Here is a 12,586-nt window from a genome sequence, read left to right as displayed (position 1 = left end):
GCAAGCCCGTCTAGGAGCGGCGCATGGTTTACGAGATCCAGCGCCTGCCCACCCAGCTCTACCTGATATCTCCGGGCGAGGTCGGCGGCGGCTTCCCCGACCGGCTCGCCAGGGCACTCGATGCCGGGCCGGTGGCGGCCTTCCAGTTCCGCGTCAAGGATGTGGATGAACACACCGCGGCCAAGCTGGCAGAGCCGCTGCAACGGATCTGCGCCGACCGTGAGGTGGCCTTCATCGTCAACGATTCGATCAGCCTGGCCAAGCGGCTCGGCGCCGACGGGGTCCACCTTGGCCAGGACGATGGCGACCCGCGCGAGGCGCGCGAGCGGCTGGGCCGGACCGCTCAGATCGGGGTAACCTGCCATGACAGCCGCCATTTCGCGATGGACGCGGGCGAGGCCGGGGCCGACTATGTCGCCTTCGGGGCCTTCTACCCGACGGCCACCAAGGCGGTGAAGCATCATGCCACGCCCGAGATCCTCACCTGGTGGCAGACCTTTTTCGAGCTGCCCTGCGTGGCGATCGGCGGGATCACCCCCGACACCTGCGCCGCCCTGGCCGAGGCCGGGGCCGATTTCGTCGCCGTGTCAGGTGCGGTCTGGAGCGGTGACGAGGCCGCTGCCGTGGCGGCCTTCACCGCAGCGCTGGGCCTGCCGGCTTAACGCGACAGGCCGCCCTGCCGGACGCAGCGCAGGCGGCCCGGAGTGCCGTCGGGCAGGGTCTGGCGCAGAAAGGTGGTCCCCGTCCGCTGGTAGTGCGCGCCCCGGATCGGGCCCGAGGTAAAGCTCACCCGGTCGCCGGTCAGCAGGTAGGTGCCTTTGCCGGCGGGCGTGCGGTAGGTCGAACCGTAGGTGACGGTGAAATCGGCAGCGGGCTCGCGCACGCCGACCGGGCCCTCGACATCACCGGGCAGCTCGCAGGCATAGCGGCCGAGCGGCAGGACTCCGATCGGCCCGCCCGGTGCGGCCACCAGCGGGACCGGCAGGGCGAGCAGGACAAGCGAGCAGAACAGGGCGCGTCTGGACATGGCTCCCGGTTAGCAGCTTGCCGCCCGCCGGACCAGCACCGGCAGGCGGGCGCAAGCCAACCGGCCCCGCTTGCCGTCCGGTCCGCCCCGCGCTAAGGGCGCGCGTTCCGAGACTTCTCGCTCTTTCCCAATCTGTGAAGGCATCCCCATGGCGAAGATCAGCGGCGTCGACATCCGCCCCGGCAATATCCTGGAATATGAAAAGGGCATCTGGAAGGTCGCCAAGACCCAGCACACCCAGCCGGGCAAGGGCGGGGCCTTCATGCAGGTCGAGATGAAGAACCTGATCGATGGCCGCAAGACCAACGTGCGCTTCCGCAGCGCCGACACGGTCGAGCGCGTCCGCCTTGACACCAAGGACTTCCAGTTCCTCTACGTCGAGGGCGATGACCTGGTGTTCATGGACGTGGAGACCTACGACCAGATCACCCTGCCCAAGGACCTCCTCGGCGGCGCCGACGCCTTCCTCCAGGACGGCATGACCGTCCTGCTCGAAATGTATGACGAACGCCCGATCTCGGTGCAGCTGCCCGAGCAGGTCGAGGCGACCATCGTCGAGGCCGATGCCGTGGTGAAGGGGCAGACCGCCTCGTCGAGCTACAAGCCCGCGATCCTCGACAACGGCGTGCGCGTGATGGTGCCGCCGCACATCGAGAGCGGTACGCGGATCGTGGTGGACGTCTACGAGCGCACCTACGTCGGCAAGGCGGGCTGATCGCTCATGGCTGTTGTGTCCGGCCTGATCCGGGTCATGGAAAAGGCCGCGCGCAAGGCGGGGCAGCGCCTGCGCCGCGACTTCGGCGAGATCGAGCACCTGCAGGTCAGCCGCAAGGGTCCGGCGGACTTCGTCTCGAAGGCCGATCGTGCCGCCGAGCGCACGCTTTATGACGAGCTCAAGCTGGCGCGTCCGGACTGGGGCTTCGTGCTCGAGGAATCGGGCGAGTTTCCCGGTGAGGAGGGCAAGCCGCGCTTCATCATCGATCCGCTCGACGGGACCAGCAACTTCCTGCACGGCATTCCGCACTTCGCGATCTCGATCGCGGTGCAGGAGCCGCGGCTCGATGGCCGAGGATGGGGCGATGTGACCGCGGCGCTGGTCTACCAGCCGGTCACCGACGAGAGCTTCTGGGCCGAGAAGACCCGCGGCGCCTGGCTGCAGGACAAGCGCCTGCGCGTCTCGGCCCGCCGGCAGCTCGACGAGGCGCTGATCGCTACCGGCATCCCCTTTGCCGGGCATGGCGATTTCGGTCAGTGGGCGCGGATCTTCGGCGCGATCGGGCCCGAGGTGGCGGGCATCCGCCGGTTCGGCTCGGCGGCGCTCGATCTGGCCTGGGTCGCGGCCGGGCGCTTCGACGGGTTCTGGGAATCGGGGCTGCAGAGCTGGGACAGCGCGGCGGGCTGCCTGCTGGTGCGTGAGGCCGGCGGCTTCGTGACCAACTACAAGGGCCAGTCCGAGGCGATCTGTGCCGACGAGGTGCTGGCCGGCAATGACAGCCTGCACTCCAAGCTGCACAAGCTGGTCGCCGGCGCGCTGAGGTGATTTGCCGTCACGCGCGTTCGTGACGGTTGAAGCGGGGGGACGGCGCGGCTAAGCACCTTCCCGCACGCCCGGGAGCCCCTGTGGCGGAATGGTAGACGCGACCGACTCAAAATCGGTTGGAGCAATCCATGCCCGTTCGAGTCGGGCCAGGGGCACCAGGCCGGCGAACAGGCTGGCGATGCTGTTCGGCCGGGGTCTGTTCGGCCGGGGTCTGGTCGGTGCTGTGCCGCGGCGCGGGTGCGGGGCAGGCGCCCCGCGTGCCGCCCGGATCTGGCAGAACCGGCAGCAATGGGTTGTGGCATGCGCCATTGTCGCGCCAATCAGGCGTGGCCCGCGATGTCTGCCGCCTCAGCCCTGGCCTGTTCGCGGACCGAGGCCCTGATCCCCCTGAAAACGAGAGGCCAAGCGACCGGGCGATCGAGGCCGGGCGCAGCACCCCCGCTCGCGGTTCGGCGGGCTAGATCGTGGTTTCAGCAACAATCTGTAACGGGCCAGATGCGTTGCTGAAAAATAGAACCTCTATTTCAGAATCACCGTTCGTATAACGACAGGGTCGAACGGGCTGACATGGGAGGGCACAATCATGACATCGAAAGGCTTCAGGCGGCTGCTTTTGACCGGCGCCGCAATGGCGGCAATGCCGGCTGCGGCGCAACAGGCTGCGGCGCCGGATAGCAACGATCAGGCGGAAATCGTGGTGACGGCGCAGAACCGGGCCGAGAACGTCCAGGATGTGCCCATCGCGATCAACGTGATTTCCGCCGAACAGGTGGAAAAGGCCGGCGTCACTGATTTCAGCGGGGTCGAGCGTCTGGCCCCGACCGTCCAGATCACCAACGACACGGTGCTCACCCGCGTCACGGTGCGCGGCGTGGGCACCAACGACAACGCCGAGACCCAGGACCAGTCGATCGCGGTCAATATCGATGGCGAGTATCTCAACCGGCCCACCGTGCTCAACGCCTCGCTGTTCGATCTGGAACGGGTGGAAGTCCTGCGCGGTCCGCAGGGCACGCTCTATGGCCGCAACGCTACCGGCGGCGCGATCAACTTCATCACCCGCAAGCCAGGACAGGATCTCGCCCTCAACGGTGCGGTGTCCTACGGCAACTTCAATGCGCTGCTGGTGCAGGGCGGTCTTGATGTTCCGCTGGGCGATATCGGCGGCCTGCGGTTCGCGGGCAGCGTCTCGCGCCGCAACGGTTTCCTGTTCCACCCCAACATCAATGCCCGCAGCGGCGATGACAACACCCGGGCCGGGCGGATCAGCCTGCGGCTGAAGCCCAGCAGTGCGCTGACGGTGGATCTCTCGGGCGAACTGGTGCGGATCGATACGATCCCGATGAATCAGGCGTTCGTGAACTTCAATGCGGACGGAATCGGCCCGACCGCGGCGGGCTGCGCCAGCCCGGGCGGCGGTTGGGTCGAAATCTCGCCGCTGTCGCCGGGAACCCAGTGCATTCCGGCCAACACCAACTTCCTGCCCGGCGTGAACCGGAGCCGCTACGACGCGCCGCTCGGCGGCAACAACGGGCTTGGCTTCAACCGCCAGGAAAGCATCGCGCTGCGCGGACGGGTAGCCTACGATCTGGGCGCGGCCATGCTGACCTACACCGGCGGCTATCGCACGACGTCACAGGTGGGCGATACCAACCTGTCGCCGCGCTACACGTTCAAGGGCTTCCAGAACGACGTCGACACGCAAAGCCACGAACTGCGGCTCAACGGCACCACCGGCGGCATCATCTGGCAGCTGGGCGGGTTCCATTTCCGCGAGAACCTGGAAATCGACCGCGGGCTCTATTCGGCGCCGTTCAACGGCTACATCAACTATTTCTCGCGGCCCTTCGTGAAGACGCGCAGCTGGGCCGCCTTCGGCCAGGTCGATGTGCCCCTGACCGAGCAACTGACCGCCGTGGTGGGCGGGCGCTATACCACCGACGATCGCTCGGCGATCTTCAACAACTACGGCCAGATCCGGCCGAGCCCACCGATCCAGATCTCGCAGACCAGCCGTGTGCCGACCACGCTGCGGCCTGACGCATCGGCCAATCGCTTCACCTGGCTGGTCGGGCTGAACTACCAGCCCGATGCCGATACGCTGATCTATGGCAAGATCGCGACCGGGTTCAAGGCCGGTGGTTTCGACGCCGTGGGCGAGTACCGGCCCGAAACGAACACCGCCTATGAAGGCGGGGTGAAGAAGACCTTCGGCGAGGGCGGCCGGCACACCTTCAATCTTGCCGGCTTCTATTACGACTACCGCGACCTGCAGGCGGCCGTGCTGCTCGATTCCGCGATCGGAGGGCAGGTGTTCAATGCCGGCAAGGCGCGGATCTGGGGGCTCGAGGCCGAAACCTCGCTCAAGGTCCTCGACAGCGGCCGGTTCACCCTGTCGGTCAACTACCTCGACGCCCAATACCTCGATTTCCTGGCGTCCTACGCGGTCCAGTGCATCGGCTGCCCGGCTTCACCGTTCCCGCAGAACGGGCTGGGGGACATCGACGCCGATCCCACGCGGGCACCGATCGTCCAGCCTAACCTCGCCGGCAACCGGCCGCCCCAGTCGCCGCGCTGGGTGATCGCGGCCGGCTACGAGCACGGGTTCGATCTGGGGGATGCCGGGACGATCACGGCCAGTGTCTTCACCCGGTTCAAGAGTGCCTACTTCCTCGACATCTTCAACTACCGGGATTCGCGGCAGGATGCCTTCACGAGCACCGATGTCAGCCTCGAGTACCAGCCGGCCGAGGCCAAGTGGCGGCTGCAGGCCTTTGTCCGCAGCATCGAGAACGCGCGGCCGCTGACCTTTGCCGGATTTGTCTCGGCCGGTCCGGACGACATCTACAACTGGCAGTTCGGTGCACCGCGCACCTACGGTCTGCGCGTCAGCTTCGACTTCTGATCCCGGTTCCGGGGGTGGCGCGGCCACCCCCGGATCTCGCACCTCCCCGCTCCAGCCGTGTAAAGCCCGGCGACAGTCGGCCGGCGTGAGCTTCGGAAATCCGGGGATTCCAGCGGCGCCGCTGCGTTCGTGCCACTGTCAGCTTTACCGACAATTTACCCCTTCGCCTTAGACCGGCGGAGAACGGCCCGTTTGCCTCGGGCGCTGCGACCGGCAGGGGTATGGTCCGTCTTTTCAAGCACTACATCCCGCACGCGGTCATCCTGCTCGGCCTGATCGACGCGCTGCTGCTGGTGATCGCGGGCGAGCTGGGCTGGCGGATCCGCGCCGGACAGATCGGCATCGAGATCGGCGCCGCCTTCAACCGCACCTGGCAGCTCACCGGCTTTTCCGCGGTGATGCTCACCGCGATGATCGCGGTGGGGGTCTACGGGGCCGATGCCACGCGTTCGCTGCGCTATGCCGGGGCGCGCATCCTGGTCGCCATCTCGCTGGGCACGATCGGCCTGTCGTTCATCGACTGGCTGCTCAACGGCGCGCACTTCTGGCGCTCGACCCTGGCCTACAGCATGCTCAATGCGGTGGTCCTGATGATGGCCAACCGCATCGTCGTGGGCGGCATTCTCGGCGCCAACGCCTTTCGCCGCCGCGTGCTGGTGCTGGGTGCGGGGCAGCGGGCCGACCGGCTGCGCCAGCTGGGGGAGCGGCCCGAGGCCGGCTTCGTCATCGTCGGCTACATCGGCATGAGCGATCAGGTCCCGGTGATCCAGGAGGCGATCAACCGCAGCGCGATCCACAACCTGACCCGCTTCGTCGAGAACCTCGGCGTGAGCGAGGTGGTGCTGGCGCTGGAGGAGCGGCGCAATGCCCTGCCGCTCAAGGACCTGCTGCGGATCAAGACCGCCGGGGTCCACGTCAACGACTTCTCCAGCTTCCTCGAGCGCGAGACCGGGCGGATCGATCTCGACACGGTCAATCCGAGCTGGCTGATCTTCTCCGACGGGTTCTCCTCGGGCCGCGCGATGTCGACCGTGGCCAAGCGCCTGTTCGACATCGCCGCCAGTTCGCTGCTGCTGGCCCTGACCTTCCCGGTGATCGCGCTGTTCGCGGTCCTGGTGAAGCTCGACAGCCGCGGTCCGGCCTTTTTCCGGCAAACCCGGGTGGGGCTCTACGGCCAGCCGTTCGACGTCATCAAGCTGCGCTCGATGCGGCTCGACGCCGAGGCGGCCGGGGCGCAATGGGCCAGCCGGAACGATCCGCGGGTGACGCGGATCGGCAATTTCATCCGCAAGGTGCGGATCGACGAGCTGCCGCAGACCTGGAGCGTGCTGAAGGGCGAGATGAGCTTCGTCGGCCCGCGCCCGGAGCGGCCCGAATTCGTCGCCGATCTCGAGGAGCAGCTGCCCTATTACGCCGAGCGGCACATGGTGAAGCCCGGCATCACCGGCTGGGCCCAGATCAACTATCCCTATGGCGCCTCGATCGAGGATTCGCGGCACAAGCTGGAATACGATCTCTATTACGCCAAGAACTATACCCCCTTCCTCGACCTGCTGATCCTGCTCCAGACCCTGCGTGTGGTGCTGTGGCGCGAAGGGGCGCGCTGAGATGACCGCGGGCTGGATCTTCGCCGCGGGCCTGACCCACCTGATGGCGGCCTGCGCGGCCGCCACGCTGGCCGCCTGGCTGTCGGTCCGACGCTCGGTCGCGGGGGCGGCCGGCACGGCGCTGGTCGTGGCGCTGGGGCTCAGCGCGGTCTGGGCCATGGCCGTGGCCGCGACCAGCGTCGACGGGCACGGCGCGCATCTGTGGGAGGCGGCGCGCAACCTGGCCTGGCTGCTGGTGGTCTACCGCCTGTTCAGCGCCGACGGCCGCCACACCCTGGTCCGCCCGATCCGCCCGGTGATGTATTCGCTGGCGGCGATCGAGCTGTTCCAGATCCTGCTCGGCCTGCTGGCTCCGGGCTATGCCCTGGGCGCCGGCGGCGCAGCCGTGCTGTTCCACATGGCGATCATGTTCCGCTTGATGTTCACCATTGGCGGACTGGTGCTGCTGCACAACCTCTATGGCGGCGCCTCGGCTTCGACGCGCGCGGTCCTGCACTGGCCGTCGATTGCCGTGGCCGGGCTCTGGCTGTTCGACCTCAACCTCTACACCGTCGCCTATCTCGGCGGCGGCTGGCCGGACGAGCTGGCCGCGCTGCGCGGACTGGCGCTGCTTGCCACGGTCGCCGCGCTGATCCCAGGCCTGGCCAAGCGCCGCGCCGAACTGCGCTTCAGCCCGTCGCGCGCGGTGGCCTTCGAGCTCGTGTCGCTGCTCGGCATCGGGATCTACCTGCTGGGCATGACCGCGCTGGGCAAGTGGCTGTCCTATGTCGGCGGAGACTATGCGCGGGTGTTCCGGTTCGGCTTCCTGATCGCCGGGATGGCCGCCGCGGCGCTGGTCCTGCCCTCGCGGCGGCTGCGCGGCTGGCTCAAGGTCACGCTGGTCAAGCACCTGTTCCGCCATCGCTACGACTACCGTGCCGAATGGCTGCGCTTCAACCGCACGATCGGCCGGGCGGGGGCGGGCAGCGGCACGCTCGAGCAGCGCGCGATCCAGTCGCTGTGCGACATCACCGACAGCCCGGCCGGCCTGCTGCTCGGGCCCAACGACCACGGCGAGCTGGCGCTTTCCGCGCAGTGGCAGTGGCGCACCGCCGATGTCCCGGCCCCGGCGCTGGGCGCCGAAGCCTGCGCGTTCTTCGAACGGCATGGCCATATCGTTGATCTCGACCAGGTCCGCCAGGGCATCGACTGCCAGGGCGAGGTGCGGATCGTGCCGGCCTGGCTGCTGTGCGAGCCCTCCGCCTGGGCGCTGGTGCCGCTGCTGCACTTCGACCGGCTGGTCGGCGTGGTGGTGCTGGCCCGGCCCAAGGCGGCGCGGATGCTCGACTGGGAGGATTTCGATCTGCTGCGCGTGGTCGGCCAGCAGCTCGCCAGCTACCTGGCCGAGCACGCCGGCCAGGACGCGCTGGCCGAGGCGGCGCGCTTCGACGAGTTCAACCGGCGCATCGCCTTCGTCATGCACGATATCAAGAACCTGGCGAGCCAGTTCAGCCTGCTCGCCCGCAATGCCGAGCTGCACGCCGAGAACCCGCAGTTCCGCGCCGACATGCTGGTGACCCTGCGCAATTCGGCCGAGAAGCTCAACGCGCTGATCGTCCGGCTGAGCCGCTACGGCAAGGGCAGCGGCGATGCCGCCGTGGCCTTCGATCCCTCGGCCCTGGCCCGCGGCGTGGCCGAGCAGTTCGCCGGACGCCACCGGGTGCTGGTCCATCCCGGTCCGGCGATCAGCATGATCGGCCATGCCGAGGCGCTCGAACAGGCGCTGGTCCACCTGGTCCAGAACGGTGTCGACGCCAGTGCCGACCAGGCGCCCGTGTTCATCGGGGTCGATCGCGATGCCTGGGGCGTGCGGATCGAGGTGGTCGATGCCGGCACCGGGATGAGCCCCGACTTCGTCCGCACCAAGCTGTTCAAGCCATTCGTCTCGTCCAAGAACGGCGGCTTCGGGATCGGGGCCTGCGAGGCGCGCGAACTGGTCCGGGCGATGGGTGGTCGGCTCGACGTCGAGAGCCGTGAGGGGATCGGCTCGCGCTTCATCATCCGGCTGCCGCTGCAGCCCGGCGACGCCGGCGGGAGCGAACCCGCGGCACAGATCCAGCAGAAGGTTGCCTGACATGGCCGACAGCAAGCCCGCCCTCCTCGTGGTGGAAGACGATGCGGGGCTGCAGGCCCAGCTCAAGTGGGCCTATCCCGATTTCGAGGTCCACGTCGCCGGCGACCGCGCCAGCGCGCTGACCCTGCTGCGCGCGGTGGCGCCAGCCGTGGTCACGCTCGACCTGGGTCTGCCGCCCGATCCCGACGGCACCACCGAAGGGCTCGCGGTGCTCGACGAGATCATGGCGCTCAAGCCCGACACCAAGGTGATCGTCGCCACCGGCCATGGCGCGCGCGAGAGCGCGCTCCAGGCGATCGCGCGCGGCGCCTACGATTTCTACCAGAAGCCGGTCGACATCGACGCGATCGGGCTGATCGTCCGCCGTGCCTACCAGCTCCACCTGATCGAGGCGGAGAACCGCCAACTGGCCGGCAAGGTCGGCGAGGAGAACCGGGTGCTCGGCCGGATGATCACCGCCGCGCCCGAAATGGTGAAGGTCGCCCGCACGATCGAGCGCGTTGCCAACACCAGTGTCTCGGTCATGCTGCTCGGCGCCAGCGGCACCGGCAAGGAGCTGCTGGCGCGGGGGCTGCACGAGGCGAGCGCGCGCGCGGCCGGCATGTTCGTGGCGATCAACTGTGCCGCAATCCCCGAGAACCTGCTGGAAAGCGAGCTGTTCGGCCACGAAAAGGGGGCCTTCACCGGGGCGGTCAAGACCACCGAGGGGAAGATCGAACAGGCCAACGGCGGCACCCTGTTTCTCGACGAGGTGGGCGACATTCCGCTGCAGCTCCAGGTCAAGCTCCTGCGCTTCCTGCAGGAGCGGGTGATCGAGCGGATCGGCTCGCGGCGCTCGATCGCGGTCGATACCCGGGTGGTCTGCGCGACGCACCAGAACCTCGAGCAGATGATCGTTGACGGGCGTTTCCGCGAGGATCTTTACTACCGGCTGGCCGAGATCGTGGTGCGCATCCCCAGTCTGGCCGAGCGGCCGGGCGACGCCACGCTGCTGGCCAAGGCGTTTCTCCAACGGTTCGCGCCCGAGATGAACCCGCAGGTCAAGGGCTTCGCCCCCGACGCGCTCGCCGCGATCGATGCCTGGACGTGGCCCGGCAACGTCCGCGAGCTGGAGAATCGCGTCAAGCGCGCTGTGATCATGGCCGACGGCAAGCTGGTCGGCGCGGCCGATCTCGACCTGTCGGCGCCCGAGGGCGAGGAGGGGCAGGTGCTCAACCTCAAGGTCGCGCGTGAGCAGGCCGACCGGCGGACGATCCGCCATGCCCTGGCGCGCAGCGAGGGCAATATCTCGAACACCGCCAAGCTGCTCGGGATCAGCCGGCCGACGCTGTACGACCTGCTCAAGCAGTATGATCTGCAGGCCTGACCGCTCCGGCTGGCGGCGGGTCGGGCTGGTGCTCGCCGCCGCCCTGCTGGCGGGTCCGGCGGGGGCGGGCGGTGGACCGGGCGACGCGGCGCTGCGTGAGGCGCTGGTGGCGCTCGGCCGCGGTGATGGCATCGCCGCCGAGGTCGCGCTGCGCCGGGCGGAACGGGCCGGTCTGCCACGCGCGGCGCTGGCGGCGCGGATGGGCGAGGCCCATCTGGTCCAGGGCCAGCTCTCCGCGGCGCGGGAATGGCTCGGCCCGGGGGCCTTCACCCCGGCCGAAGCCGCGCACGGCTGGCGCATGCTCGGCCGCCTCGAGATGGCCGAACGCAATCTTCCCGCTGCGGGCCGCGCCTTCGATCAGGCCTTGCGGCTTGCCCCGCGTGACGACCGGCTGTGGGTCGACATCGCCCGGCTGCGCTATTCCGGCGGTGAACAGGTCGAAGCGATCGCCGCGGTCGACCAGGCCTTGGCGATCGCGCCCGACAACCCGCGCGCGCTGGAACTGCGCGGCCTGATGGTGCGCGACAGCTTCGGGTTGGCCGCGGCGCTGCCGTGGTTCGAGGCCGGGCTGGCGCAGCGTCCCGATGATCTGCCGCTGCTGGGTGAATATGCCGCCACGCTCGGCGAGCTGGGCCGCGCGCGTGACATGTTGGTGGTAACGCGGCGCATGCTGGCGCTGCAAAACCGCCATCCGCGGGCGCTCTATCTGCAGGCCGTGCTGGCGGCGCGGGCCGGCGATGTTCCCTTGGCGCGGCATCTCCTTGCACTCGGCGGACCCGGACTGCTCGACATGCCGGCAGCGCTGCTGCTCTCCGGCGTGCTCGAGCTTGAAACCGGCAATGCCCATGTCGCGGTGGGCCTGCTCGATCGCCTGGTGCGGGCGCAGCCAGAGAACGCTCCGGCCCGCCTGCTCCTTGCCCGCGCGCTCGGTGCGGCGGGGAACCCGGCCGGGCTGATCGCCCGCTTCGGCGCCGAGGCCGGCACGCCCGGGGCCTCGCCCTATCTGCGCACATTGGTGGCGCGCGCCCATGAAACCCGGGGCCAGCGCGACCTTGCCGCGCCGCTGCTCGAGGCGGCGACCCGGCCGGCGGCGGCGCCGCTGCAGCTGCTCGAGCATGCGCCCGGAACCGGGCTGGCCGCGGCCTCGATCGCGCGGGTCCGCCTGCTTGCGGCGACGGGTGACCTGGCGGCGGCCACGCGCGAGGCCGAGGCAGCGGTGGCGGCGCGGCCCGGTGCGCTGGTCACACGGACCCTTGCCGGTGACGTTGCCTTTCTGCGCGGCGATCTGGCGCGGGCGCAGGACCATTATCAGGCCGCGGCAGCGGTGCGGCGCACCGATCCCCTGCTGTTGCGGCTGGTCGCCGTTGCGGTGCGGTCCGGGCAGGGCGAACCGGCCCGGCAACTGATCGCGGCGGCGCGCAACGGCTGGCCGCGCCAGCCGTTGCCGCTGCGGCTCCAGGCCGGCATGGCCATGGCGACGGGCGACTGGCCGGGAGCCATTGCGCCCCTCGGACAGCTGGCGGCGCAATCCGGCGCGCGCGATGCAGCGTTGCAGGCCGATCTGTCGCTGGCGGCGTCACGCGGCGGGCAGTGGGGACCGGCCCGGGCTGCGGCGGCGACGGCGCTGCAGCTCCAGCCGCTGTCGGCCACCGCGGCGCTGGCCTACGGGCAGTCGCTGAGCGGACCGCCGGTCGAACGGGTCCAGGCGCTGGCGTGGCTGGAGCGCGCCGAGGTGGCGGGCGGTGCCAGTTCCATCGCCACCGAGGCGCGTCGCCGGCTGGGGGCTGCGAGCCGCTCGGCACGCTGACGGAGCGGCCGTCTGCCGGCGTGGCAGAATCAAGAAAGGGCGCCCCTTGCGGGTGCGCCCTTCCTCTCCTCTCCTAGACTCCCGGAGCCTGTTTATCCGCAAAATCGGCGTTCGCAAGCCCCGCAGCCGGCGCATTCCTGCTCCGCAATGGATTGCAGGCGCTGAATCTTGCGGTCGATCGCGCGTCCGCGCACGATTGCTAACAACTGTGGTACAATCGC

9 protein-coding genes and 1 tRNA gene are annotated in these 12,586 nt (G+C 69.2%); 9 read left to right on the top strand and 1 reads right to left on the bottom strand.

All coding sequences use genetic code 11. From position 1 onward, the window contains the following. Positions 1-23 precede the first annotated feature (23 nt). On the top strand, positions 24-662 hold the full coding sequence (gene thiE / locus H7F53_RS05330; RefSeq protein ID WP_185678455.1) for a thiamine phosphate synthase: 639 nt from the start codon (positions 24-26) through the stop codon (positions 660-662). Here the strand turns inward: thiE and H7F53_RS05325 are convergent. Beyond that, positions 659-1,027, bottom strand: coding sequence for an elongation factor P (locus H7F53_RS05325; RefSeq protein WP_185678454.1), 369 nt, complete (start codon positions 1,025-1,027; stop codon positions 659-661). The two genes, thiE and H7F53_RS05325, sit on opposite strands and share 4 nt — an antisense overlap. Before the next feature lie 148 nt (positions 1,028-1,175). On the opposite strand from H7F53_RS05325, the gene efp reads away from it, so the two are divergent. The 8 genes from efp (at position 1,176) to H7F53_RS05285 (ending at position 12,365) form a co-directional block, all read left to right on the top strand. After that, entirely contained in the window at positions 1,176-1,742 is a 567-nt protein-coding gene (gene efp / locus H7F53_RS05320; RefSeq protein WP_185678453.1) for an elongation factor P, read from the top strand. A 6-nt stretch (positions 1,743-1,748) separates the two neighbouring features. Further along, on the top strand, positions 1,749-2,567 hold the full coding sequence (locus tag H7F53_RS05315) for an inositol monophosphatase family protein (protein ID WP_185678452.1): 819 nt from the start codon (positions 1,749-1,751) through the stop codon (positions 2,565-2,567). A 74-nt stretch (positions 2,568-2,641) separates the two neighbouring features. After that, positions 2,642-2,725: transfer RNA gene (locus H7F53_RS05310), tRNA-Leu, on the top strand. 470 nt (positions 2,726-3,195) lie between these two features. Continuing rightward, positions 3,196-5,472 (top strand): TonB-dependent receptor, encoded by a 2,277-nt coding sequence (locus tag H7F53_RS05305; RefSeq protein ID WP_246438573.1) that lies wholly within the window; start codon positions 3,196-3,198, stop codon positions 5,470-5,472. A gap of 221 nt (positions 5,473-5,693) precedes the next feature. After that, positions 5,694-7,079 (top strand): TIGR03013 family XrtA/PEP-CTERM system glycosyltransferase, encoded by a 1,386-nt coding sequence (locus tag H7F53_RS05300; RefSeq protein WP_185678450.1) that lies wholly within the window; start codon positions 5,694-5,696, stop codon positions 7,077-7,079. A gap of 1 nt (position 7,080) precedes the next feature. Next, positions 7,081-9,192 (top strand): XrtA/PEP-CTERM system histidine kinase PrsK, encoded by a 2,112-nt coding sequence (gene prsK, locus H7F53_RS05295; protein WP_185678449.1) that lies wholly within the window; start codon positions 7,081-7,083, stop codon positions 9,190-9,192. Between the two features lies 1 nt (position 9,193). Continuing rightward, the gene (prsR, locus tag H7F53_RS05290; RefSeq protein WP_185678448.1) at positions 9,194-10,558 is read left to right on the top strand and encodes a PEP-CTERM-box response regulator transcription factor; all 1,365 of its coding nucleotides are present in this window, start codon (positions 9,194-9,196) and stop codon (positions 10,556-10,558) included. Next, on the top strand, positions 10,542-12,365 hold the full coding sequence (locus H7F53_RS05285) for a tetratricopeptide repeat protein (RefSeq protein WP_185678447.1): 1,824 nt from the start codon (positions 10,542-10,544) through the stop codon (positions 12,363-12,365). The genes prsR and H7F53_RS05285 overlap by 17 nt, the downstream gene beginning before the upstream one ends. The last annotated feature ends 221 nt before the right edge of the window (positions 12,366-12,586 follow it).

The organism is Novosphingobium piscinae (genome assembly GCF_014230355.1).
Taxonomy (GTDB): Bacteria; Pseudomonadota; Alphaproteobacteria; order Sphingomonadales; family Sphingomonadaceae; genus Novosphingobium; species Novosphingobium piscinae.
The sequence above is the reverse complement of the archived record's forward strand: the minus strand, read 5'-3'. Positions and strand labels throughout refer to the sequence as shown.